Annotated in this window: 11 protein-coding genes; 3 read left to right on the forward strand and 8 right to left on the reverse strand. The window is 47.8% G+C overall.

Features of this window, described 5'->3' with window-relative positions:
* The first annotated feature begins 3 nt into the window (after window positions 1-3).
* Entirely contained in the window at window positions 4-2,649 is a 2,646-nt protein-coding gene (locus DXD65_RS09995) for a glycoside hydrolase family 2 (protein ID WP_005826042.1), read from the forward strand.
* Window positions 2,650-3,054: 405 nt separating this feature from the next.
* Here the strand turns inward: DXD65_RS09995 and DXD65_RS10000 are convergent, their stop codons facing one another.
* From DXD65_RS10000 to DXD65_RS10015, 4 genes are all read right to left on the reverse strand, one after another.
* Window positions 3,055-4,545 (reverse strand): RagB/SusD family nutrient uptake outer membrane protein, encoded by a 1,491-nt coding sequence (locus DXD65_RS10000; protein ID WP_034522898.1) that lies wholly within the window; start codon window positions 4,543-4,545, stop codon window positions 3,055-3,057.
* 26 nt (window positions 4,546-4,571) lie between these two features.
* Entirely contained in the window at window positions 4,572-7,652 is a 3,081-nt protein-coding gene (locus DXD65_RS10005; protein ID WP_005826038.1) for a SusC/RagA family TonB-linked outer membrane protein, read from the reverse strand.
* A gap of 170 nt (window positions 7,653-7,822) precedes the next feature.
* Entirely contained in the window at window positions 7,823-9,382 is a 1,560-nt protein-coding gene (locus DXD65_RS10010) for a sulfatase family protein (RefSeq protein WP_008662099.1), read from the reverse strand.
* Window positions 9,383-9,511: 129 nt separating this feature from the next.
* Complete coding sequence (locus DXD65_RS10015) at window positions 9,512-13,585, reverse strand: hybrid sensor histidine kinase/response regulator transcription factor (protein ID WP_117720806.1); 4,074 nt, start codon at window positions 13,583-13,585, stop codon at window positions 9,512-9,514.
* 189 nt (window positions 13,586-13,774) lie between these two features.
* Here DXD65_RS10015 and DXD65_RS10020 point away from each other — a divergent pair, with 189 nt between their 5' ends.
* Together DXD65_RS10020 and DXD65_RS10025 are read left to right on the forward strand one after the other, a co-directional pair.
* On the forward strand, window positions 13,775-14,857 hold the full coding sequence (locus tag DXD65_RS10020; RefSeq protein ID WP_008662096.1) for a phosphotransferase enzyme family protein: 1,083 nt from the start codon (window positions 13,775-13,777) through the stop codon (window positions 14,855-14,857).
* Complete coding sequence (locus DXD65_RS10025) at window positions 14,848-15,582, forward strand: carbohydrate-binding family 9-like protein (RefSeq protein ID WP_057281884.1); 735 nt, start codon at window positions 14,848-14,850, stop codon at window positions 15,580-15,582. The genes DXD65_RS10020 and DXD65_RS10025 overlap by 10 nt, the downstream gene beginning before the upstream one ends.
* A gap of 563 nt (window positions 15,583-16,145) precedes the next feature.
* On the opposite strand, the gene lpxA is transcribed toward DXD65_RS10025, so the two are convergent.
* The 4 genes from lpxA to DXD65_RS10055 form a co-directional block, all read right to left on the reverse strand.
* A complete protein-coding gene (lpxA, locus tag DXD65_RS10040; protein ID WP_009037409.1) occupies window positions 16,146-16,913 on the reverse strand; it encodes an acyl-ACP--UDP-N-acetylglucosamine O-acyltransferase in 768 nt (255 codons plus the stop codon).
* Between the two features lie 99 nt (window positions 16,914-17,012).
* Window positions 17,013-18,398: a TolC family protein gene (locus DXD65_RS10045; RefSeq protein ID WP_022401867.1), complete on the reverse strand. Its 1,386-nt coding sequence runs from the start codon at window positions 18,396-18,398 to the stop codon at window positions 17,013-17,015.
* A 19-nt stretch (window positions 18,399-18,417) separates the two neighbouring features.
* Window positions 18,418-21,837 carry an efflux RND transporter permease subunit gene (locus DXD65_RS10050; protein ID WP_005826019.1) on the reverse strand — a complete coding sequence of 1,140 codons (3,420 nt, stop codon included), beginning with the start codon at window positions 21,835-21,837 and terminating at the stop codon, window positions 18,418-18,420.
* 54 nt (window positions 21,838-21,891) lie between these two features.
* Window positions 21,892-23,067 (reverse strand): efflux RND transporter periplasmic adaptor subunit, encoded by a 1,176-nt coding sequence (locus DXD65_RS10055; RefSeq protein ID WP_005833830.1) that lies wholly within the window; start codon window positions 23,065-23,067, stop codon window positions 21,892-21,894.
* Window positions 23,068-23,178 lie beyond the last annotated feature (111 nt).

Here is a 23,178-nt window from a genome sequence, read left to right on the forward strand (position 1 = left end):
ATTATGAAAAAGATTCTTTTATTAATTATTTTCTGGGCTTGCATCGGTGTACTGCAAGCACAAGAACACTTTTCTGCTGCCAGTTTTTATCCGGTGCCCAATTCCGGCCGCGAGGTATTGGACTTTAATCCCGGATGGCGTTTTCATCGGGGGGATATTCCTTTAAAAGCTGATCCTTTGCAACTGGATGACAGCAAGTGGGAGCTGGTAAACCTACCGCATACCGTACAGCTGGTTCCTTCCGAGGCGAGCGGTTCTCGCAATTATCAGGGGCCGGCCTGGTATTCCAAGCGTTTCACTGTCGATACTCGGTATCAAGGTAAGCGGTTGTCCCTCTATTTTGAGGCGGTTATGGGTAAAAGCAGCTTTTATATCAATGGTTACAAGGTAAAGGAGCACTTCGGTGGTTTTCTCCCGGTGAGTATAGATTTGACTGCTGTTGGTGTGCGTCCAGGTGATGAGGTAACCGTTGCCGTATGTGCTGATAACAGTGATGACCCTTCTTTCCCGCCGGGGCGCAAACAGTATACGATGGATTTTTGTGTATTTGGTGGCATCTACCGTGATTGTTATCTTATCTGTACCGGTGACGTGCATGTAAGCGATGCCAATGAGGCTGGCCAGGTGGCTGGGGGAGGCGTGTTTGTCAGCTATGAGGATGTGTCGGACCAAAAGGCTCGGGTGAATGTCAAGACTCATATCGTCAATGATAGAGAGAGTGGTTGCCGGGTGGTAGTGGAGTCAACCCTGCTGGATGCTGTTGGCAAGCAGGTGGCCAGTACAAGGAAAAGTCTCAGCTTGTCTGCCGGAAGTGATGGACACGTCATGCAGCAGCTCACTGTCAGAAATCCGTCTTTGTGGCATCCCGATACTCCGAATCTGTATCGGCTCCGCACCTCTGTCTATCTTAACGGCAAGCTGTGCGACGCTGTTGTTTCCCGTATCGGTATCCGAAGCATTGAGTTTCGCGGTGCCGACGGTCTCTATATCAATGGTAAGCCGTTCGGAGACAAGCTGATGGGGGTAAACCGCCATCAGGACTATGCTTATATCGGGAATGCCGTACCCAACAACCTGCATTGGCTGGACGTGAAGAAAATGCGTGATGCTGGTTTCCGGATTATACGCTCGGCACACTATCCCCAAGACCCTGCATTTATGGATGCCTGCGATGAACTGGGCATGTTCATTATTGTAGCCACTCCCGGCTGGCAGTACTGGAATCCGGAACCGGTGTTTGAAGAACGTATCCTTTCCGACATCCGTAATATGGTCCGTCGAGACCGTAATCATCCGTCTGTCCTTCTGTGGGAACCGGTACTTAATGAGACGGCTTTTCCGGAGTCTTTCGCACAGAATGCCTATCGGGCTACTCATGAAGAGTATCCGGCTCCGGGTTGCTATGCTGCCATTGATGACAAGAGCAAAGGAGCAATGGGATATGATGTAGTTTATACAGCCCCCAAGAACGAGGCGTTTTACCGGAATGCAGGCAAATCCTGCTTTACCCGGGAGTATGGTGACTGTGTGGATGACTGGAATTCCCACAATTCTTACAGCCGTGTGGCACGTGAATGGGGTGAAGAGCCACAGATTCGCCAGGCCCAGCACTATGCCCGCAAGGATTATGGCGGCTCTCTTACGGTTGATCAGTTCTACAAATCTCCTCGGGGGCATATAGGAGGTGCCTTGTGGCATTCGTTTGACCACCAGCGTGGTTATCATCCTGACCCTTTCTGGGGAGGACTGATGGATATGTTCCGTCAGCCAAAGTATTCCTATTACATGATGATGAGCCAGCGTGATCCGCACCTGCACTTGGAGCAGGCTGATAGTGGGCCGATGGTGTATATAGCTAATGCCATGACTCCTTTTTCCCCCGAGGATATAGTGGTTTATACCAACTGTGATAGTGTACGTGTCATTGTGAACGAAAAAGACACCCTTGTGCAAGTGCCGTTGCTGGAGGAGAAGGGGATTCGTCATCCTCCCGTTGTTTTTAAGGGTGCTTATAGCTTTGTGGATGTCCGGGCACTTCATCGGGCCGGGAAACCGGAACAATGTAGTATTGTGGCTGAGGGATTCCTGGATGGCAAGATTGTTGCTAGGACCAAGAATATGCCTTCCAAACGTAATGAACAGCTTGTACTGACTGTTGATTCTGGACTGCCCCTGCGTGCCAATGGTTCGGATATGGTCACGGTGATTGCTTCCATTACCGATAAGGATGGCTATGTAAAGCGCCTTTCTCAAGAAACCGTTATTTTTGAGGTGGAAGGAGAAGGAGAGTTGGTCGGTGGAAGAGAGGTAGAAGCCAATCCCCGTGTCAGTCGTTGGGGGACTGCACCTGCACTGATCCGTACAACAACGAAAGCAGGTACTATCAAAATAAAAGCACGTCTTTTGCATCCAGGTATACAGTTCCATCCCCAGGCAGTGATTGAAATAGCTACTTTGCCTGCGGAACGTGTAGCCTTGTATAGAGAGCTTCCGGTTCCGCAAAAGACGGAAATCTTTGGAAAAACTGAAGTCGGAGAGATTGACTTCAATGAAATAGAGCGCCTTGCCAGGGAAGAGCAGGAACGTATCAATGAAATGAAGCAGGTGGAACAGCAGCAACGCCACTTTGAAAGTACGGAAAAGAAATAGCATTTACTGGTATTTTTGTTTCTACACAAAAAAATAAAAACATCTGTCACGCTATCACGCAAAGGAGTATATATGTGATTATAAATTTATTAGGGTGTGATAGGTGTTTTTTCATACCTATCTATCACGCTCTAATGAGAGTATTGGAAATAGAGTGATATCGTTGTTTTATCTATTAGGGATAGTCTTATATTGTTAGTTTTCAGCATGAAGCTTTTAGTTTCCAGCTGGATGTCTTTTCCCTGATTTAGTTGGATGTTGTTTGGGTAGTATTACATTGTATTGATAAATAAAAGGGAGGAACCTCACGGCCCCTCCCTTTCGTACATATCAAATTGATTAAGGTCTATTTGATTTCTTGATAAATAAGGTTAGAAGTTTTGTGTTATTACGTTTTTATCAGTATTAGTAGCCTGCATTATTAGTCCACTGTGTCAGACGGATTTGCTGATAAGGTATGGGGAAGTAATAATGGTTGTTGCTTTGGAAAAGCGAACCATTCCAAGTCTCGGCTCTAACTTCACTTACCTTTTCCAGACGAACAAGTTCGAACCAACGTTTCATTTCTGCAAAGAATTCCCAACCGCGTTCGTTGAATACAGCTGTTGTGAAAGCTGTAGGATCAGTAGTTGTGGTCAGCTGGTCTTGTGCATAACCGGCACGTTTCTGTACTTTCTGAATGGCATCCAAAGCTTGTGCGTTTACACTGTTTGTGGCACGGGTGGAAGCTTCTGCGTACATCAGCAGGACATCGGCGTAACGGTAGATACAAGTGATACCATTAGCTTGGGCACTCTTACCGGGTGCGCCGTTGTCATAGTCATAATACTTGGAAATGGCGGGAAGCTTATCGGCACTTTCTTTATAAGTGACATGACCGTTTTTAGTTTCCCATTCTGTCATATAATTCCACTCTTTACGTGCATCATCCGGATAATTTAGAAAGAAGCTTTCGTTTGCATAGTAGTCAGACCAACCGGCATTGGGGGCAAAATCGCTGGGGTAGTAAGACTTTCCATAGTTACTTGCCGTCTTCATCTTCGCATTATGGTGGATGGCAAACATTACTTCATTGGGTTGTGCTTTATTGGCTTCTTTCCACAATTCTGCATATTCTTCGGTCAGGTACAAACCAGAGTTGTCTATGATGTCTTTAGCTGCAGCCGCTGCCAGTGAGTAATACTCTTGTCCTCTTTTCAAAGGCCAACCGGCCATTGTCATGTAAGCGTCTGCCAGACAAGCTTCGGCTGCCCATTTGGAAGGAGTAGAGCTGAAGCCGCTGCGACTTTTTGCCGGTAATATTTCTACTGCTTTTTTCAAGCTAGGAATAATCGCTTGATCATAGATTTCTGCAACAGCAGTTCTCGGCATGTACGTTGAAGCGTCTGTTTCTGCTAGAATTAGGGGTACATCACCATACATGCGTACCAAATAAAAATAAGAAAGTCCACGGAGGAAGTAAGCTTCTCCTAATACTTCTTCAAACTTCTTGGCTTGGTCTGCATTTTCCGGTAATACCGTCTTATTAATAAGTGTATTGGAGTGGTTGATAACGGCAAAAAATAGTGACCAAGTAGTATCGAAATCTGCAGTGTTGGCTGTGATATTGGGAGATAGTCTATAGTAATTGGCCAATTCATTATTTGCTTTTGCCGCACGATAAGTAATATCATCTGCACATACATTTATGCGTTGTAAACGGCAGTTAAAACCATAGTTCCCATTCCATAAATCGTTATAAAGTCCTGTTGCAGCTTGTTGAAGACCTGTTAGGTCCATGCTGGCAATGTAATCTTCATCAGTAATGAAAGACTGTGGCTCTTGGGTCAGGTCTACACAAGAAGTTGTCAGGAACATACTGCAGGCTATTGTTGCTATATATGCTAATTTTTTCATATTATTCTTGTTTAAAAGGTAAATCATTAGAATGCAAAATTTAAACCAATCAGATAATTACGGCTGTTAGGATATGAGCCCCAATCAACACCTTGTATCAGTGGGCTTCCCATTGTTGCTTCAGGATCCAGACCGGAATAGTTGGTGATATGGAACGGATTCTGGATGGAAACATAAAGTCGGAGATTGCTGATACCAAGTGATTTGCAGGCTAATTCGGGCAAAGTGTAACCCAAGGTGATACTTTTCATCTTGATAAAGCTTCCATTTTCTACAAAACGACTGCTGAATACTTTGTTTTCTGTGCCTCCTTGTACGAAACCCGGTACATCTGTATTTGTATTGGTTGGCGTCCAACGGTTCAAGAAGTCACGCATTGGAGTTACTGCAGCCATGTTCTGACCGGAAACTGTATTGAATCCCATTTGATGAGTTGCATTGTATATATCAAAGCCATGGAAACCTACCATAAAGAATGAGAAATCAAAATTCTTGTAATTGAAGCTATTGTTCCAACCCCAGTTAAATGTCGGTTGACCACAGCCGATGATACCTTGGTCTGCATCATTCAGTACTCCGTCTTTATTGGTATCTACATATTTAGAGTTACCAGCTACGACTTTATAGACTTCACCGTTTGTTTTGCCATTTGTTTGACCGTTGGCGTCTACGAATGGAGCGTTCACTTCATCTTCCTGCCAGATACCTCCGAAAGTATATCCCCAGAATGTACCTAATTTTTCACCTTCAATCATCTGGAATAATTGATTTTGGAAACTTCCGGCTTGCTGTTGGCGATGGTTAGCTGTAGGTATGCTGTTGAAAGTTCCTTTATTATGCGATAAAGTAACGTCGGTATGCCAGCTGAAGCCTTTACCGGTAAATGGGTCTGCACTGATTGTGAACTCTATACCAGTATTCTTGATTTCGCCAGAGTTCATCAACAATGAGGGAAATCCCATGTGTGTTGGTTGTGCCAGATCCAACAAAATATCTTTGGATAATTTGCTATACCAATCGGCAGTCAAGCGTATGCGACCGTTGAGTATACCAAAATCAACACCTGCATTGAACTGGTCGTTACGTTCCCATTTTAGGTAAGGAGCAGCAGGGCGGTCTACTTTATAAGAGGTGGAGCCATCACTATTTCTTATTGGAGTACGTTTGGAATAGGGGCGGTAAGCTTCTACAGCTTGGTTACCTACAGAACCATAACCGAGGCGAAGTTTCAATTGGTCGATAAAGCTGTTGTCTTTCAAAAAACTTTCTTGTTTCAAGTCCCAAGCCAAAGCTGCAGATGGGAAATAGCTCCATTTATCAACAAGACGTGAAGAACCATCTGCGCGAATAGATGCAGTAACCATGTAACGGTTCATAAATACGTAGTTTACACGTAACATACCTGACATTAATGTATTGATAACACGGTCGGAGCTATTGGTAGCAAGCTCTGCATTTGACCATGCCAAGTTGTTTATACCGATCCTATCAATATAATCCAAACCATAAGCAGTACCGGTATGATTGAAATTATTATCATAAGACTGTTCGAAAACAGCAGTTGCGTTGACACGATGATTAGCATTAAATTCTTTTACATAACTTAATGTGTTGGTGTTTAACCAGGAAGTGTTCCAGTAACTACGTGCTTGACCTTGCGATAAATTGCTATTCTTGAAAGCATAGTAACTTTTGTCATTTTGTACGGAAGTGTTTAGTCTATTGTCAAGCAGAACTCCCAGTTGTGAGCGGAAGCTCAAACCGTCCATGATGTCAAACTGGACATAACCTTGTATACGATTATTTATTGTCTTGTTGGCATTGTCTGCTTCCCAAATATGCCCCATTGGATTGTAAGTTGAACTACCCTCAAAAAATGAATTATTGTAGTTTCCATCTTCATCTTGCGGTTCAATAGTACTGGGAAAGTACATTGCTTGTTGGATTAAACCATCATATTCATTGACACGTGGAGTACTTGTTTCTCTGTAGTGACCATAGATGTTCATACCAGCTTTCAGCCATTTCTTGATTTTGGTATCTACTTTCAAACGCCAGCTGTAGATTTGGCTACTTGACTCCTTGATGATACCTTCATCGTTTTGATAGCGGAGAGATGCCAGGAAAGTAGTCTTTTCGCCACCACCTGCAATAGACATTTCATAGTTCTGTGTAACGGCAGGGCTGCGGAAGATTTCTCTTGAGTAATCATAACCTGCTTTGCCAGACTTGAAGGCTGCTAATTGCTCTGCACTATAATAGTGATTGTCGCCGTATCCAAAATATTCCTTACCATAGTCATTAACCAGGTTGGCATATTCATAGGTAGAAAGATTATCAGCATACTTGGCTACAGTCTTGATGTTGGCAAATGCATTAAAAGATACAGTCAATTTGTCTTGGGATGGGTTTTTGGTAGTAACCAAGATTACACCGTTTGCACCGCGAGAACCGTAAACAGCTGTTGCAGATGCGTCTTTCAATACTTCGATAGATTGAATATCGGAAGGATTCAACGACTGAAGGGAACCACCGATGAAACCGTCGATAACAACCAAAGGACCGGTTTCTGCTGTGATAGAGTTGATACCACGTACACGGATGGTATTGTCTTCAGTAGGATTACCGGAACCAGAGAGAACTGATACACCGGCCATACGTCCCTGCAATGCATCGGATACATTACCGGTCGGGGTATTCTTCAATGCATCTGCTGCTTTTACAGAAGCAACTGCACCGGTCAGGTCACTCTTACGTTGAACGCCGTAACCCACTACGACAACTTCCTGCAGCAATTGGCTGTCTTCTGCCAGTTTTACGTCGATTTTGGTCTTTCCGCCTACGGCAATCTTTTGTGTCTGATATCCGATATAGGAGAATACGAGAGTTGCGTTTGCCGGAACATTGGGAAGGGTGTAGTTTCCGTCAATGTCTGTGATACATCCGTTACTTGTTCCTTCCACCTGGATAGAAGCACCAATCACCGGACCTAAGTTGTCAGTCACTGTACCTGTTACTGTGAGATTCTGTGCATTGGCCTGCGTGGCAAATAGGACAGAAAGCAACATAATACCTAATGCTTTAAAGAAGCTGGATTTCTGTTTCATAAATATTAATTTAATTAGTTATTAATAAAGGTTGTTTCTTTGTTTTGTACTCACTTCAGAGTTGAATCACATCGCAAATGTAGGGGATGGAATATACAAATGTATTAGTTAATAGTTCGCAAAAAGTACGAATTCGTACAAAACTTGCGAACTATACCACTCTTGTACTTTTATTCCCTTTCACTTTGGTTCTTTGCTTCCTTCACCTCTTCCAGTAGGGCAGAGAGCGTTTTTACCTTGTCCGGATGGGCTTCTGCCACATTGTCTTTTTCGGACGGATCAATGGAAAGATTGTACAGTTGGGGCTGCGGGGCGTTGCCCATTTCTATTTTTGTCCAATACTCCAGTGCCGGCTTGTCGCTGGGCTCTATGTATTTCCAGTCTCCTTGGATAATGGAGAGTGTATTGTCCAGATTCTGTTGTACAATATAGTCACATCCGGCAGTATCGGTTCCCAGGAAGTTGTTGAGCTGGTCGCGGCTGTCGGGAGCGATGCCTGCTTCCAGCGGATGGTTCAGCAGGGCGGCGAATGAAGCGTATACATCAATCATGGAGAAGGGGGCTTGTTGTTTGCCGGGCTTGATGCCATTGGGCCAGCGTACAATGAAGGGAATGCGGGTACCGGCATCGAAAGCGCTGTACTTCCCACCGCGGTAGTGCTTCATGGGAGTATGGCCGTTCAGCAGTTCGCGTGCCTGGTCCTGATAGCCGTCGTCTATGACGGGACCGTTGTCACTGCAGAATACAAAAATGGTGTTGTCGGCAATGCCGAGGCTGTCCAAAGTGTGCATGATTTCACCCACGGTCCAGTCCAGCTGGAGGATGACGTCGCCACGTACGCCCAAACCACTCTTGCCGGCGAAACGCGGATGTGGCACGCGGGGAACATGTACATCTTGCGTACCCATATAAAGGAAGAAAGGTTCGTCTTTATGGGCTGTGATGAAGTTCTTGGCTTTGTCTGTAATCACGTCGGCAATGTCTTCGTCTGTCCAAAGGGCGGATTTGCCGCCGGTCATCCAGCCGATGCGGGGGATGCCGTTGATGATGGTGTTATTGTGCCCTTGGCTGGGTTTCATCTTGACGAGTTCGGGGTTTTCGAGACCGGTGGGCCAGTCACCGACCTTGTGGTCGTAGCTCACCGTGATAGGGTCGTTGGGGTCGAGGCCCACTACATGTCCGTTCTCTACAAAGACGCAGGGAACGCGGTCGACGGTAGCGGGGATGATGTATTCATAGTCAAAGCCGATGTCTTGGGTGTTCGGTTTGATGGAGTGGTTGAAGTCTGTACCGCCTTTAGGGCCCAGGCCGAGGTGCCACTTGCCCACTGCTGCAGTGGCGTAGCCTTCTTCCTTGAACATATCGGCCATAGTGACGCAGGCGGTATCGATGATGAGTTCGGAATTGCCCGGAGCGATGCCGGTATTCTTCTGTCGCCAGGGATACATGCCCGTCAGCAGGCCGAAACGGGAAGGAGTGCTGGTGGAAGAAGTGGCATAAGCGTTGGTAAACTGCATGCCTTGTCCGGCAAGGCGGTCAATGTTGGGAGTGCTTACTTTGGTGGCACCGTAACAGCTCAGGTCGCCGATACCCAGGTCATCAGCAATCAGATATACTACATTGGGCTTCTGCGGCGAGTGCTCCGAAGTCTTGTCTTTAGGTTGGCTTCCGCATCCCGCTATCAGGGCTGCACCGGGAATCAGAGACCACAAGGGGGAAAAATGCTTCATAGTTCTTTGACTTTAGATTGTAATTCTGAGGTCAAAGGTAAGAGGTTTTATGGAATCGGGTGTATAAGGAAGTACAAGGGAAGGGAGAAAAAGTACAAACCGTATCATGCGATGGCTTGATGTACAATATTAAGATGTCTCTTCACTGTCTTCCGTACTTTCCTCTCCTCCATTCTCTCCTTTGCGGTAGGCCAGCGGGCTGACGTGGTAAATGTCCTTGAAGCATTTGGAGAAATAGCGTGAAGAACTGAAACCTATCCGGTCCGAAATTTCGGTGATATTCAGTTCCGGATTGTTGCGCAGCATCAGGGCACCCTTCTTCAGGCGGATAGTCAGGATAAAGTCGTTCGGAGTTTGCCCGGTGATAGCCTTCAGCTTGGTGAACAGATTGGTGCGTGCCATTGCCATTTCACGTGCAAAGACGTTGACGTTGAATTCCGTATCGTCCAGATGTTTCTCAATGACTGTCATGGCGCGGTCCAGAATCTCCTTGTCTATGGGATTGGTGGCAAGCATCTGTGCGAAAGCCTGTGGTTGCTTGCTGAACTTCTCCTGCAGAAGAATACGCGAGTTTACCAGATTGTTGCAGCGCGAAATCAGCAGATTGGTGTTGAACGGTTTGGTGATGTAATCGTCCGCACCGATGCGCAGTCCCTCGATGTTCTGTTCGATGGCAGTCCGTGCAGTGAGCAGCACCACGGGGATATGGCAGGTGTTGAAGTCACTTTTTATCTGTTTGCACAGTTCTGTTCCCGACATGTTGGGCATTACTACATCGCTGACTACGATATTGGGCATTTCGCTGCGCACCAGTGCGAGTCCTTCCGCTCCGTCGGCCGCAGTCAGCACTTCGTAGAAGGGCTTGAAGATACCTGCCAGCATGTCGCGGATGGAGTCGTTGTCTTCCACTATCAGGATTTTTGCATCCGGGAGTCGTTTGATGGGAGCACTCTCTTCCAGCTCCGCCTTGAGCAGGGCATCGTTTTCCGGTTTGGGAATTTCTATTTGTTGCACACTGTCTGCATTCTTGTTTATTTGCTCTTCGTCAAACTGTGCGTTCCCCAATTGCAGGTTTACGATGAAGCTGCTACCTTTGCCCAGTTCGCTTTCCACACGGATGGTGCCGTGATGGAGCTCCACGATACCCTTCGTCAATGCCAGGCCGATACCCGTACCCGTCTTGCTTGCATCTGTAGAGTCCATTTGGTCTATCTGGTAGAAGCGGTCGAATATCTTGTCCACTTCCCGGGCATCTATGCCGCTGCCGGTATCGGTCACGCGGATGACGGCATTGCTGCCTTCGGTCTTGATGCTGAGGGTGATGCTGTCTTCCGCCTTGGTATGCTTGACGGCGTTGGACAGCAGGTTGTTTATCACTTTCTGCATCTGTTTTTGGTCATACCATACTTCGAGGCTGTCTGTTTCCTTCTCGAAGTAGAGGCTGATTTGTTTGGCGCTGGCATATTCCAGGAAAAGCAGATAGTTTTCGTATAGGAAGTTCACGATGTTGTGTGGACTTACCTTTATCTTCATGTGCCCTTGTTCCTGCTTGCGGAAGTCGAGCAGCTCGGTGATGAGTTCCCGTAGCTGTATGCTGTTCTTGTAGATGCCCAGTACCTTGTTATATATGGCAGGCGTGAAGTTCTGGAGTTGCATCAGCGTTTCCACTTGGGCCACGATGAGTGTCAGCGGGGTGCGGAATTCATGGGAAATGTTGGTGAAGAAACGTAGCTTTGACTGGTTCAGGGCCTCTACGTCACGGATGTGCTTCTGTTCGTACTTCAGTGATTCCCGCAACTTGATTCTGGACTTGTAGGTACGCACCAGATACCAGAGCAGGATTCCCGTCACTATCAGGTAGATAAGATAGGCAAGGGGAGTCTTGTAGTAGGGAGGCAACACGTGTATGGTCAGGTGGACTTGCGGACAAAGGCTCTCGTCTTTTCCGTTGGGCTTTATAATCAAGTTATAGGTTCCGGCGTTTAGATTGGTATAGGTGATGTTGTGCAGTCCACGGGCACTGTTCCAGTCGTTGGAGAAGCCTTCCAGCTTATAGATGATGTCGTCTTTGTTGGCGGCTACATAGTTTGAAGTGGCGAACTCTATGCTGAACATGGACTGGTCAGCGTTGAGCGTAATCTCGGGGGTGCAGTACAAGGCTTGCTGCAGGATACCGGTCTCATCTCCCACTTGTATTTCCGTTCCGTTCACAATGAGGCGGGAGAGGATGATTTTGTAGGGTTTTGGTGTGAAGTTCAACTCCATTTCGTGGAAAGAAATCATTCCCTGCGTGCCTCCCAGGAATATTTCTCCGTCACGGGTCACGCAAAGGGCATTCTCATTGACGGCAGTCATTGGGAAACCGTTTTCGGCACTGTAGTTCAGGAATGCCTTTTGCCGGTAGTCGAAGATGGAGAAGCCTTCGTTGGTGATGAGCAGCAGTTTGCCGCTGGTGGGGGATTCCTCCGTCTCATAGATACAGTCGCTGGAAAGGCCGTTCTTCGCTTGGTCAAAGTTCTCGAAGTCGTTGCTGGCAGGGCGGTATAAGTCTAGTCCGCTGCCCGAAGTGGCGAACCACAGATTGCCTTTGCTATCTTGGGTAATGTTGTTTACATTGTTGTTGCTGATGCTGTGTGGGTCGGCAGTATCATGGCGGTAGTTGGTCAGTTTGCCGGTATCGAAACGGTAGCTGAACACACCTTCGCCCGTGGCTGCAATCCAGAGCGTACCGTTGCTGTCGAAAGTGACATCTGCCACCATCTTGATTTTTTTGCCTTCTTTGCTGTCCTGGAACAGTTGTTGGCATTTCCCGTTGGCAGGGTCGAAGAGGCAGATTCCGTTTTGGGTGGCTATCACCAGGTGGTCTTGGTAAGGCGCGATATCGCGGATGATATCGGAAGGCAAGGTCTCCGGATTACCTGCTTCCATGCGGTAGTGTGTGAATCGCCCCGAGCGTATGTCCAGTCTGTTCAGTCCGCCCAGATGGGTTCCTATCCAGATGATGTCTTTGGAGGCATCATAGTAGAGAGCCTTGATGTTGTTATGGGAAATACTGTTGGGACCGATTTCCGGGCGGAACCATTTGAACTCACGGGTACGGCGGTTGTAATAGTTCAGTCCGCCCCCTTCGGTGCCAATCCACAGATTGCCGTCCTTGTCTTCGATGGTGCGGCCTACAACCGGATTGCTCAGCCCCTTCTTTTCGATGGGCGAATACATATAGCGGCTGTATATCTCGTACTCGGGGTTGAAGTAGTTGACGCCGCCAAAGTAGGTCCCCAGCCACAGCGTTCCTTGGTTGTCCTTTACGATGCACCAGATGGAAGAGTGTGTCAGTCCGTCGCTCTGGGCATCACTGGCAGTGTGGTTCTGGAAGAGTCCCGTACTTTTGTCATACCGGTTCAATCCGTTGAATGTCCCAATCCAGATGTTTCCCAGATTGTCTTCACAGCAGGCTCGCACGAAGTTGGAAGAGATGCTGTAAGGGTTCTTTGCGTCGTATTCAAAGATTTCGATGGTTCCGTCGGTCTTTACATGGTGCAGCCCTTCTTCCCAGCTGCCAATCCATAACTCGCCTTCGCTGTCTTGGTATATGCTGGTGATGTTGCCTTTCAGGATGGGGTGGGTCAGCTCGTTCTTGTCCAGTTGCAGGCGGTATGCTCCGTTGGTGGTCGTTCCAATCCACATTTGTCCATTGTCCAGATGCATACAGCAGATTTCCAGACTTTTTCCGGGAAGCTGGTAATAGAGGTCAAAGTTCCCGGTCTGCTCGTTATAGCGGTAGATTTCATTCTGTTTTCCGATGAAAAGGGCCTCTTTGTAATATATGCTGTGTACATTTCCTTGCAGCAGGGTGGTGAATCTTTGGGTGGCGAGATTGAACTCGGCTACTCCTTCCGTACAGAGCAGGTAGATTTTTCCGTTACGGTTGCCGGCCATGCGCAGCACGGTGTTGCAGAAAAGGCTGTAAGGGTCGTTCTTCTGCAGCTTGTAAGTTTGTATGTCTTCTCCGTCATAACGGTTCAAGCCTTCTCGGGTTCCAATCCATAAAACACCGTTTTCATCGATGTAAAGGCTGTTCACGGAGAATTGTGACAGACCGTCGTCGGTTGTCAGATGGTTGAAGGTGATGTTCTGCGCCTGCAGGGTTGCAGCAATCATGCTTACTGAGACAAGAAGTAGCCGGATGATAAACGTTCGCACTTTTCGGGTAGTTTTTAAGGTTTCAGTTACAAATATAGGTATATTTTGTACAAGACTTCTTATTTATTAGGCAGTTTTTGCGGTTATGTTTGGATAAATGTATAATTTTGGAAGCGCGCCGAACGATACTTGTCTTTTGATAGATGGCAATCGGCGTATCTTTGTAAACAAATTAATTCATTTATTATCATGAAAGACCTTTTATCTATTGTATCTCATTTTCAAATGCAGGGTACGGTTCGTGAAATCAAGCCTTTAGGCTCAGGCCTGATTAACGATACGTACAAAGTGACCACCGTTGAGGCCGATGCGCCGGACTATGTTCTGCAACGTATCAATCATGCCATTTTCCAGAATGTAGAGATGTTACAGTCTAATATCGAGGCTGTGACCGGGCATATCCGTAAGAAGCTGGAAGAGAAAGGAGAGGCCGATGTCGAGCGTAAAGTGCTTCATTTCATCCCCACGGCCGAAGGGAAAACCTATTGGTATGACGGTGAGAACTACTGGCGTATCATGACTTTTATTCCCCGTGCCAAGACTTACGAGACGGTGAACCCCGAATATTCCTATTATGCGGGAACTGCCTTCGGTAATTTCCAGGCTATGCTTGCCGACATTCCAGATACATTGGGCGAGACAATTCCCGATTTCCACAACATGGAGTTCCGCCTGAAGCAACTCCGTGATGCTGTGGCTGCCGATGCGGCGGGACGTGTGCAGGAGGTGCGGTATTTTCTGGATGAGATAGAAAAACGCGCTGATGAAATGTGCAAGGCAGAACGCTTGTTCCGTGAAGGCAAACTGCCCAAACGGGTATGCCACTGTGATACGAAAGTGAACAATATGATGTTCGACGAAGACGGTACGGTGCTTTGTGTCATCGACCTGGATACGGTGATGCCCAGCTTCATCTTCTCCGATTATGGCGATTTCCTTCGCTCAGGTGCCAACACGGGGTTGGAAGACGACAAGAATCCGGATAATGTGAACTTCAATATGGAAATATTCCGGGCATTTACCAAGGGCTATCTGGAATCGGGCAAGTCCTTCCTGTTGCCGATAGAGATTGAGAATCTGCCTTATGCGGCTGCCTTGTTCCCATACATGCAGTGCGTACGCTTCCTGGCAGATTATATCAACGGTGATACTTATTATAAAATCCAGTATCCGGAGCACAATCTTGTGCGTACCAAGGCTCAGTTCAAACTGTTGCAGAGTGTGGAGGAACATACACCGGAGATGAAAAAGTTCATTGACTCATGTATCTGAAAAAGTATCTGATGATGATGGCGGCACTCCTTTGCGTCCTGCCGCTGTCTGCAATTAATCCCCAAAATAGTAAAATGAAAGAATTGAATGTAAAGAAAGTAAGTGTGGCCAATATACCGGTAGAGTCGGTTCCGGCTCTTATGGATGAAGAGAAGGTGGCGTTTCAGCCCGTAAACACAGTGAATTGGGCTGCTTTTCCTTATGCTCCCGATGTGGAGTTCCGCATAGCGCATACGGAAGATGCCATTCTGCTGCATTTCAAGGTAAGGGAAGCGAGTGTACGCGCAGTGGCAGGACACGATAACGGTCCGGTCTGGGAAGATGCTTGTGTAGAGTTCTTCTCTGTGCCTGCCGGTGACGGAGTGTACTACAATATGGAGTGTAATTGTGCCGGAACGCTGCTTATCGGTGCGGGTGCCGGACGTGGAAACCGCCAGCATGCCCCGCAAGAGGTGCTCGATAAAGTACAGCGTTGGGCTTCTTTGGGACGTAAGGCTTTCGACGAAAGGGTAGGTGAGTGTGCCTGGGAAGTGGCCCTGATCATCCCTTATTCCGCTTTCTTCCTGCATGACATCACGTCGCTGGACGGCAAGACAATCCGTGCCAACTTCTATAAATGCGGCGACAAGCTTCAGACTCCCCATTTCCTTTCCTGGAATCCGATAGGGCTGGAGAAGCCGAACTTCCATTGTCCGGAGTTCTTCGGCGCACTGCATTTCGAGTAGTAGTAGAACAAAAAATTACTCAACCTGCCCTCACCACTATCACCGCTTTTCTGAAACTCCCTATTCATCGCCCTTTCAAGGGTGAGTGAGAGCAAATAAAAAGGGTGAGGGCAAATTTTACCCTCACCCTTCCGAGCGTACCCGGTTGCTTCCTGCTTCTTTCCCCGTCTTTTATAGGACAAGACAGACCATTGTCTACAGAAACAGTATAATAAATACCCTTTATATACTTAATCCGTTAGTTCACAACACTGAACAGTTTGTTCCAGCATTAGAGAACACTTTGTTTCAGTATAGAAAAACACTTTGTTTTCATATAATGGAACGAACTGTTTTGTTAAGGGAAACAAAGTGTTTTCTATAAGGAAACAAAATGTTTAGTTAAAGGAAACAGTTTGTTTTACTTAGCATACTGCCTGGAATGAATATACATCAAAAAATAGTAAAAGACAATGCAGGAACTATTGTAGAGGAATATAGAAAAAGGCACGAACTACGCAGACTTACGGAAAAGAATTTATCCATCCGTATTGTCTGCGTGATTCGTGCCCGAAGAAGGGTGTTTACTTCACGATTCCTTTGGAATTCTTGATGAAGTTGATGATATTGTGTATCTCGTCACTCATCGGTACTTGGTCTTCAATCTTCTGCAAGGCATCCTGCACGCTGAAGTTTCCCTGGTATACCAGACGGTAGGCATTTACGATATGGCGCAATACACGTTCGCTCACCTGGTGTTTGTGTTGAAGCACAGCAGCGTTGATACCGTGGTATTCTGCCGGATTACCGTTCATGATGATATAGGGCGGCACATCCTTTGATATGCGGCAGCCAGCTTGAATCAGTACCCAACTTCCAATGTGGCAGTATTGGTGCAGAATGACGTTGCTGCTCAGAATGGTGCAGTCGTCTATCTGACATTCTCCGGCTACGGTAGTCTTGATACCCAGTACACAATGGTTGCCTATCTGCACGTCGTGGCAGAGGTGTACACCATCCATCAGGTAGTTTTCATTGCCGATGCGGGTGGCGCTTCCTGCATGGGTAGCACGGCTGACAACCACGTTCTCGCGGATGTCGTTATTATCACCGATAATCAGCATGCTGTTCTCTCCCGTATAATGGAAGTCTTGCGGTTCGGCACCCAGAACGGCATTGTGATGCACCTTGTTCCCTTTTCCCATGCGGGTACCGTGCAGAATTTTTGCACCCGACATAATAATACAGTCATCACCGATTTCCACGTTCCCTTCGATAAAAGCAAAGGGCTGGATGGTTACATTCTTGCCGATTTTTGCGGCAGAATCTACATAAGCTAACGGACTTATCATAGTAATTAGCGATTAATGATTAATGATTAGTGATAAATGGTTAGTGATTAGGATTTACTATTTCATTAATCGCTAATCACTAATCACTTATCGCTCATTTTATTCTCTTCCTCCTCCAAGCGCTTGATACAGACTGATGACTGCCTGCATGCTGCTGAAGGTGTCGGATACTTCTGCAAGCTGTGCGCTGAGGTAAGACTGCTCGGCAGACAAGACTTCCAGATAGGTCGACGTGCCTAAGTTAAACAATTCTTTTGTATCTGAGGCAGCTTGGCGGGCAGAATTTACTTGAATAGTGCGTGAAACGGCTTTGTCCTTCTCCATTTGATACAGGTGCAGGGCGTTGCTCACTTCATTTCCGGCATTTAGCAGGGCGGTTTGGAACTGAATCTTAGCCTGCTCCTCTTGTGCCTTGGCTTGTTTCAGACGGGCAATGTTGGCACCGCGATAGAACAAGGGTTGCGTCAGCGAACCGATGGCGGAAGCCAGCAGTTTACCCGGGTTGACGATACCTGCACCGGAGTTATTGGTCCAGCCTCCCGAACCGCTCAATGTAATCTGCGGGTAGAAAGCGGCACGGGCGCTGTTGGTATTATAGTAGCTGGCAGCCAGTGACATCTCGGCAGCTTTCACGTCCGGACGGTTGGATAGCAACTGCAAGGGGATACCTACTGAAAATTCCGTAGGCAGCTGTTGCTCTTCCAGCACACCGCGTGCGATGCTCTGTGCCGGTTGGTGCAACATCAGGCAGAGGGCGTTTTCGGTTTCGCGTATGCTCTGGCGTATGTCGGGCAGTGATGCCATGACTTGAGCGTAGGCAGTGCGGCTCTGCTCTACGGCAGCAGAAGTGGTTCCGTAGATGCCTGCATCTTTCATGGCTTGCACGGTCTCCAGGTTCTTTTTCAGAATCTCGACGGTGCCTTCGGTGATTTGCAGTTGGCGGTCCAGCATCAGCAGGGTGTAGTACATGTTGGCTACGCCGGCGATGACTTGCGTCTGAACGGCTTGTTCGTAGAATTGCGTCTGCTTCAAGCTAACCTTTGCTTGTCGCTTCGGGTTCAGCAGTTGACCGAAGAGGTCGACTTGCCAGCTTGCGGTGACGGGCAGGGAGTAGATTTGTGTAGCCTTTCCCTTGTCCCAGCTGCTGACGGTTCCTTGCGGAGACAAGGCAAGCGTCGGAGCATAGGCAAGACGGGCAGACATCAGTGCGGCTTGTGCTTGTTTCACGTTCAAGGCGGCACTACGCAGGTCACCGTTGTTGGTGAGTGCTTGCTCGATAAGTGTCTGCAGCTGCGGGTCTGTGAACACTTCTCTCCAAGGCAGATTACCGAAGTTGGCCGTATCTGCGGCTAATGTATCGTTCACGGACGCCGTGTCGCGATACAGTCCGGCAGTTGTTATGTCTTCGGGTCTGTCGTATGATTTGTAGATGTGGCAACTGCTCAATAAAGCAGTTGCGCACATCAGGCATATTATTTTCTTCATAATCGCTAATCGTTAATCACTATTTTGTATATTGTTCAATCTCCGGTTCTGCATCCGAGTTGTCCACATCTTCCCATTCCATCGGCTTGAATTTCTCCTGCAGGTACTGGAATGCCACGAACAGTGCGGGCACTATGAAGATTTGCAGAATCATACCGATTAACATACCGCCGATGGCAGACGTACCCAGCGTACGGTTACCGTTGGCACCCGCACCGGAAGCAAACATCAGCGGGAGCAGACCGACAATCATTGCCAACGACGTCATCAAGATAGGACGCAGACGGGCTGCGGCACCCAATACGGCTGCCCAGGTGATACTCATACCCATTCTGCGGCGTTCGAGGGCAAACTCTACAATCAAGATGGCGTTCTTGGCCAACAGACCCATCAACATGATGAGGGCAATCTGCATATAGATGTCATTGGACATCGTACCCAGAATCATTTTCAGTGCCGGGATGCTGCCCAATGCGCCTATACCGCCTACAAAGAGGAAGCTACCCAGCAGACCGAACGGCACGGACAGCAATACGGATAAAGGCAGGATGTAGCTTTCGTACTGGGCACTCAGCAACAGATAAACGAATACGAAGCACAATATGAAGATGAGTCCCGTAGTGCTGCCACTCGTTTCGGCCTCTTCACGCGCCATACCTCCCAACTCATAACCGAAACCGGCAGGCAGGTTTTCCTGCGCCACTTCGGCAATGGCTTGCAGAGCCTGACCGGAAGTGTAGCCTGATGCGGGAGCCACCATCACCTTCATGGAGGTGTAGAGGTTGAAACGGCTGATGACGTCAGGACCATATACTTTCTTGATGGAGATGAACTGCGTGATAGGTGCCATCTCGTTGCCGTTGCGCACCTTGATGCTTTGCAGTGTTTCCATATTCTTGGTAGCATCAGGTTCGGCTTGTACCATTACGCGGTACATCTTACCGAAGCTGTTGAAGTTGGAAGCATACAAACCACCGTAATATCCCTGCAAGGTAGTCAAGATGTCATTGGGGCTGATGCCTGCTTTCTTACAAGCGGCAGCGTCAATGTCCAGCTGGTATTGCGGGAAGTGAGGGTTGAAGGATGTCTTGGCGGAGTTGATTTCCGGACGCGCTTCCAGGGCAGCAGTATAGTTGTTCACCACGTCGAAGAAGTGGTTCAAATCACCACCCGTCTTGTCCTGCATGTTCAACTCGATGTCGCTTGAAGCCGAGTAACCCGGAATCATAGGCGGCGCGAAGAACAATACCTGCGCTTCCTTGATAATCTTTTGGGCACGCATGTACAAAGTGGCGTACACAATCGTGGAGTTCTGCATCGTGGAACGTTCTTCCCAGTTCTTCAGCTTGATGATGAGTGAACCGTAGGAGGGGCCTTGACCGCCCAAGAAGCTATAACCTGAGATAACGGTACGTGACTGTACGGCAGGGTCTGCAGCAACCAAGCTGTCCACACGGTTCAAAATCTCTTGTGCGCGTTCTTGTGAAGTGCCCGGAGGCAGTGTCACAGCGCCCATGATGGTACCGGTGTCTTCGTTGGGCACCATACCGGTCGGGGTTATCTGCATGAATACGCCCAACAGTACAATAGAGCCGATAACCAGTCCTGCCGATATCCAGCGTTTCTGGATGAAGAACAGCACTTGTTTCTTATACTTGCCCAAGATACCGTTGTATGAGTCATTGAAGGATTGTTTGAACTTGTCGGTAGTCATACCTGCCAACGCCAGCACACTGATGATAATCATCAAGCTACACAGAATGGGGTGTTCGCTGAAGCTGAACAGACCGAAAATCATGCCCAGGATAGCTACCGTCACGAAGAGCAGTGTAATGCCGGGACGCATCAACCGGCCTATAGAGTCGGCATAACGTGCAATCATAATCTTGCGGGCTTCCTTGGCGGCAACGCCTACACGCTCTTTCAGACTTTCGTGTCCGCCGTTGTGAGGTTTCAGGAAGATGGCACACAGCGCAGGACTCAGGGTCAGGGCGTTCAGAGCCGAGAAACCGATGGCAATCGCCATGGTCAAACCGAACTGACGGTAGAAAGTACCTGCCGTACCTCCCATGAAGCTCACGGGAACGAATACGGACATCATCACCAACGTAATGGAGACGATGGCACCACCCAGTTCACTCATGGCGTCGATGGAAGCTGTACGGGCCGATTTGTAGCCCTGGTCCAGCTTGGCATGGACGCCCTCGACGACGACGATGGCATCATCGACCACAATCGCAATGGCAAGCACCATGGCCGAAAGGGTCAGCAAGTTGATACTGAAGCCAATCAGTTTCAATACGAAGAAGGTGGCAATCAACGCCACGGGAATGGCGATGGCGGGAATCAACGTGGAGCGCATATCCTGCAGGAAGATATACACTACGATGAACACCAGGATAAAGGCCTCGATCAATGTCTTGATTACCTCATGTATGGAAGCGAAGAGGAAGTCGTTGGCACTCTGTGCAATGTTTATCTTCAAGCCGGCGGGCAGTTTGCTGGAATAGTCGTCCAGTAGGGCCTCGATATCCGAGATGGTCTGCGTGGCATTACTGCCTGCCATCTGGAAAATGATACAACTCACGGCTTTATGTCCGTTTACCATATTGTTGAATCCGTATGACAGACGGCCCAGTTCCACATTTGCTACATCCTTCAGACGGAGTATTTCACCGTTCTCCAAGGCCTTGATGACAATGTTCTCGAACTCCGTAGTCTGTTGCAGACGTCCTTTGTAGCGCAGGGTATACTGGTAGGTTTGGTTACCGCGCTCACCCAACTGGCCGGGAGCCGCTTCGATGTTCTGTTCGCTCAAGGCGGCAACCACATCGTTGGGGATAAGTTTGTATTGGGCCATTACATCAGGTTTCAGCCAGATACGCATGGAGTAGTCTTGTCCCAATACCATGGCATCGCCCACACCGTTGACACGTTTCACCTCAGGGATAAGGTTGATGTTGGCGTAGTTTTCCAGGAACTCGATGTTGTACTGGTCTTTTTCATCATAGATGGAGAATACCATCAACATGGAAGTCTGGCGTTTACGGGTGGTTACACCGATTTTGGTAACTTCGGCAGGCAGCAAGCCTTGCGCCATGGAAACGCGGTTCTGTACGTTCACCGCTGCCATATCGGGGTCGGTACCTTGCTTGAAGTAGATGGAAATGTCGCCCGAACCGCTGTTGGTGGCGCTCGAACTCATATACATCATATTTTCCACACCGTTAATCTGGTCCTCCAGCGGAGCGATAACGGAGTTAAGCACCGTTTGGGCATTGGCACCTTGGTAAGTCGCACTTACCGATACGGTGGGAGGTGCAATGTCCGGGTATTGGGTGATAGGCAAGGTAGCCAGACCAATAACTCCTAAGATTACTATCAGGATGGAAATTACCGTTGATAGTACCGGACGGTTAATAAATCTATCTAATTTCATTTCATGAACAATTAAGGAATTAAAAATTGAAGAATTTTTTTATTTTTCATTCTTTCATTGAAACGCAGTCTGAATATTGCCTTCTTTCTGGTCTTTTAGGGCCTTCTGGTATTCGGCTTCCTTTTCAGCAGGCGTGATGGGCGTGATGGACTGTCCGTCCTTCAGGTTCTGTACCCCTTCGATAACGATTTTTTCGCCTGCTTTCAAACCTTCCGTCACGTAATAATACTTGCCGTCGTCTAAGCTGAACACTTTAACTTCGGTATTTTTCAGCGTGTTGTCCGGTTGCAGTACGAATACGAACTGCTTGTCCTGGATTTCGGTAGTGGCAGACTGTGGAATCATGATGACATCATGCAGCGGGTTGGGGAATACCACATTGCCGGTGCTTCCACTACGCAGCACGTTGTGCTTGTTGGGGAAGAGGGCACGCATGGTTACCGAACCGGTAGTCTGGTCAATGACTCCGCTGATTGTCTCCACGCGGCCACTGTCGGCATACATGGTTCCGTCGATGAGCTGCAACTGTACATTCGGCATCTTTTCCAGAATTTCCTTGGTGCTACCGCCTTCACGAATCTGTGACAAGAGTTGGCGTTCGGTCATGGAGAAGTAGGCGTACATTTCGGAGATGTCGGCAACGGTAGTCAGCGGGCTGGCTACGGAAGGACTAACCAAGCTACCTACGCGGTAGGGAATGCTACCTACTACACCGTCACTGGGGCTGGTTACACTGGTGTATGACAAATTGTTCTTGGCATTGACCAATTGGGCATTGGCTTGTGCTAGTTGTGCCTTTGTCTGTGCCAGCTGGTTTTCGGCCATTTGCAAATCGTAGTCACTGATGATGTTTTTCTTGTTCAGTTCACGTTTGTTGTTTACAGTCAGTTCTTGTGTGTTTACGGCAGCTTTGGCTGTTTCAACAGCAGCTTTGGCCGAATTTACGGCTGCCTGATACTGTACGGGGTCGATGCTGAACAACACTTGTCCTTTGCGCACTGTGGCGCCTTCATCCACGTGCAATTTTGTGATGAACCCACTCACCATCGGGCGGATTTCTACATCTTGTTTCCCCTTGATAGTAGCAGGGTAGCTGTTTGTCAAGTTGGCAGTGGTGGTCTTTGCCTCAATCACTGCAAATTCGGGAGCTTTACCCGTTCCTTTGTCGCCTTGTCCGCAACTGCTGAGCAGTGCCAGGCAACATGCCAATAATACTAATCTACTCTTCATACTCTTTTTTGTTCTCTGTATAATTTTATATTCTTCTTTTTTTCGATTCTTGAAAGGCGTTTTTGTGTGTAATTCATGATTTAGAAATAAGGTAGGAAAAAGAAAACTGAA

The sequence above is a fragment of the Bacteroides sp. 4_1_36 genome (assembly GCF_003466325.1).
Lineage (GTDB): Bacteria > Bacteroidota > Bacteroidia > Bacteroidales > Bacteroidaceae > Bacteroides > Bacteroides uniformis.

Excerpts from the sequence above, each read along its gene's own strand:
- DXD65_RS09995 (WP_005826042.1), top strand. The coding sequence starts at position 4 with ATGAAAAAGATTCTTTTATTAATTATTTTCTGGGCTTGCATCGGTGTA.
- DXD65_RS10000 (WP_034522898.1), bottom strand. The coding sequence starts at position 4,545 with ATGAAAAAATTAGCATATATAGCAACAATAGCCTGCAGTATGTTCCTG.
- DXD65_RS10005 (WP_005826038.1), bottom strand. The coding sequence starts at position 7,652 with ATGAAACAGAAATCCAGCTTCTTTAAAGCATTAGGTATTATGTTGCTT.
- DXD65_RS10010 (WP_008662099.1), bottom strand. The coding sequence starts at position 9,382 with ATGAAGCATTTTTCCCCCTTGTGGTCTCTGATTCCCGGTGCAGCCCTG.
- DXD65_RS10020 (WP_008662096.1), top strand. The coding sequence starts at position 13,775 with ATGAAAGACCTTTTATCTATTGTATCTCATTTTCAAATGCAGGGTACG.
- DXD65_RS10025 (WP_057281884.1), top strand. The coding sequence starts at position 14,848 with ATGTATCTGAAAAAGTATCTGATGATGATGGCGGCACTCCTTTGCGTC.
- lpxA (WP_009037409.1), bottom strand. The coding sequence starts at position 16,913 with ATGATAAGTCCGTTAGCTTATGTAGATTCTGCCGCAAAAATCGGCAAG.
- DXD65_RS10045 (WP_022401867.1), bottom strand. The coding sequence starts at position 18,398 with ATGAAGAAAATAATATGCCTGATGTGCGCAACTGCTTTATTGAGCAGT.
- DXD65_RS10050 (WP_005826019.1), bottom strand. The coding sequence starts at position 21,837 with ATGAAATTAGATAGATTTATTAACCGTCCGGTACTATCAACGGTAATT.
- DXD65_RS10055 (WP_005833830.1), bottom strand. The coding sequence starts at position 23,067 with ATGAAGAGTAGATTAGTATTATTGGCATGTTGCCTGGCACTGCTCAGC.